This is a genomic window from Paraburkholderia dilworthii (assembly GCF_000472525.1).
In the GTDB taxonomy this organism is placed as follows: Bacteria; Pseudomonadota; Gammaproteobacteria; order Burkholderiales; family Burkholderiaceae; genus Paraburkholderia; species Paraburkholderia dilworthii.
This window is the reverse complement of sequence record NZ_AWZT01000127.1, coordinates 1-2049: the sequence shown is the minus strand read 5'-3', so window position 1 is coordinate 2049 and position 2049 is coordinate 1. Positions and strand designations below refer to the sequence as shown.

The following is a 2049-nucleotide window of genomic DNA, read 5'->3' as shown; positions in this document are numbered from 1 at the left end:
CCCCTTTCCCAGCGGAGATAAATCGCTCGACCGCAATCGGTCGACGGCCTAGTTGGGTCCGGTTCTGCCGGCCGCGAGCCGCTCTGAATCGTGATTGTTGGCGGCAGTTGCATCGGACCGTGACCGGCCAGTTAGAGCCGTTCACGGAAGGCGCATGAACGGCCGTTGCTCGGCTGATTGCTGTCGTTCGCGATGCCGCTGGCCATGACACGAAGGCGCGAAGTATCTCTGGATTGTCCATCTAGTTCGAACGTTGCCAGACTAGACCCCAACAGAGCAAGCGGCCACCTGGATCTATACTTGGGCAGTTGGAGACACCCATGGCTAATCACGACAGGCTACATCCGCTACGTCCGCTCCTGAAGAATTGGGTCTGGGAGCATGGCCGAATCGGTACTCGCTATCTGGACTGCATCGATGGCCAAATCAAGTTTGACGAAGGCAAGAAGTCCCGCTTCGCGTCCGAAGAATACATTTTCGTGCCGCTCGACAAGGATGCTGACGACGATGCGTCTCTGGAGGGTCCTCCGATCCAGGAAGCGGGTCTTGCCCGGTTTTTGAGGGCAGCGCAGTTGGGCAAGCCGGAGGAAGCCGGCTCTATGGTGGAGGTCCAGCGCGCAGTGCAGGACTGCGTGGAACTTGGCCTGTTCAGCTCATATCAGATTGACGCTCAGGAAGCCTCTGCACGCTATGCGCAGGAGCCCATGTTCGACGATGAAATCCGCGCTGCGGTTGTCGACGATATCCGGCGTATCTACGCGGGCGCGCGCGAGCAACTGTCGCTGTACGATTTCAGTGTACTTTACGGCTTGCCCACTCCGTTGCTCATCAACGAGGCGCCGTTCATCGACTGGCGCGTGCGCGCTAGTCCGGCCCTTCCGTTCGTCTCGCTTCCTCTTGGACCTTACTGCCTGCTGGTGGGTGCGCCGTCGGGCCGGAGCAGCCGGATGGGCCAGGTGGCCTGGAAGTGCGCTGCCACAATGGGACCGTTGAAGGACCACAACCGCCAAATCGCGGAGCACTCACGTTTGTGGCTGGTGGCGCCTACCGATGACCAACTCGTCGCTGTACAAAGCCGCTTGGCTGCGGTCTGGAGCCCCAAGCCGGAGGATGCGAAGCCCTGACGAAGTCGGCGGGAAACGCGCGGCCGGCAGTGGCGGAATCATGAGGGCCCAGGCCGTTAGCGAGACAACAACCTTGCTATAGGAAGACCCATGAAGAAAGGAAAGACAAAACTTACCCGCCATGATGCTGAGCGCCTTTTCGAGGGATTGCCCGGCGGCAACGTGAGAGCATCGGGCCGGCCCGAGAACCCATTCGAAGCAGGAGCATTCGACGTGGTCGAGCGCGTCGACGACGAAACCAAACTCTGGAAAGACAACCTCATTACGCTTCCGATGGCGATCGAGTTGCCTGTTGGCTACGAGTCGGTGTCTCGCATGCGCGAGGCGATGGTCCGGGCATGGCGCGTGAAGTGGGTGAGGGAAGGTAAAAACGAGGTTGTCACCGAGTTTCCCGAAGGATGGACAGCCGTTCGCCCGGAAAGCGGCCCCATAGAGCGGAGAGATCCGTCTGGCGTGGTCCGCGCCTTATACGGTTGGGCTGCGGATGCTGAACTCAAAATTCTGCCGCGGTATCTTATTGAGTCACAAGCGAACAGTTCAAGCGGACTTGGGAGCCTGCTTGTCCGTGATCGCGGCAACGGTCAGATTCTTGAGCGATCATCGATCTGGTCCGCTCAGACCGGTACCAATCATCCAGAATGGACCAGGTTGTCAGTGTGGCTCAACTTACGCTATCCACAACATCGCGACCCGCTGCGGTACTGGAACGATTGCGAGGAAAACATCCAGAATTGAGCCGCTTTGGCGGCGCTGTTCCCGAGGCAAACTACTGCACCCGGCTTGACGGAGGCGAACGCAGGGCTCACCGCTTGATTGCGGCTTCCGCGAACGGCCCAGAGCGTGTCAAAACGCGTAGACACCGGAAATTAACGAAACCTGCCTTGCCGCAGGTCGCGACTTTTCGATTGCGGCGGCCAAACGTCAA

Annotated in this window: 2 protein-coding genes; both read left to right on the top strand. The window is 59.4% G+C overall.

The genetic code is table 11. The features are described 5' to 3' along the window. The first annotated feature begins 320 nt into the window (after nucleotides 1–320). The gene (locus tag F759_RS0135470) at nucleotides 321–1124 is read left to right on the top strand and encodes a hypothetical protein (RefSeq protein ID WP_027803915.1); all 804 of its coding nucleotides are present in this window, start codon (nucleotides 321–323) and stop codon (nucleotides 1122–1124) included. A 90-nt stretch (nucleotides 1125–1214) separates the two neighbouring features. After that, nucleotides 1215–1859, top strand: a complete 645-nt coding sequence (locus F759_RS0135465) for a hypothetical protein (RefSeq protein WP_027803914.1) — start codon at nucleotides 1215–1217, stop codon at nucleotides 1857–1859. The last annotated feature ends 190 nt before the right edge of the window (nucleotides 1860–2049 follow it).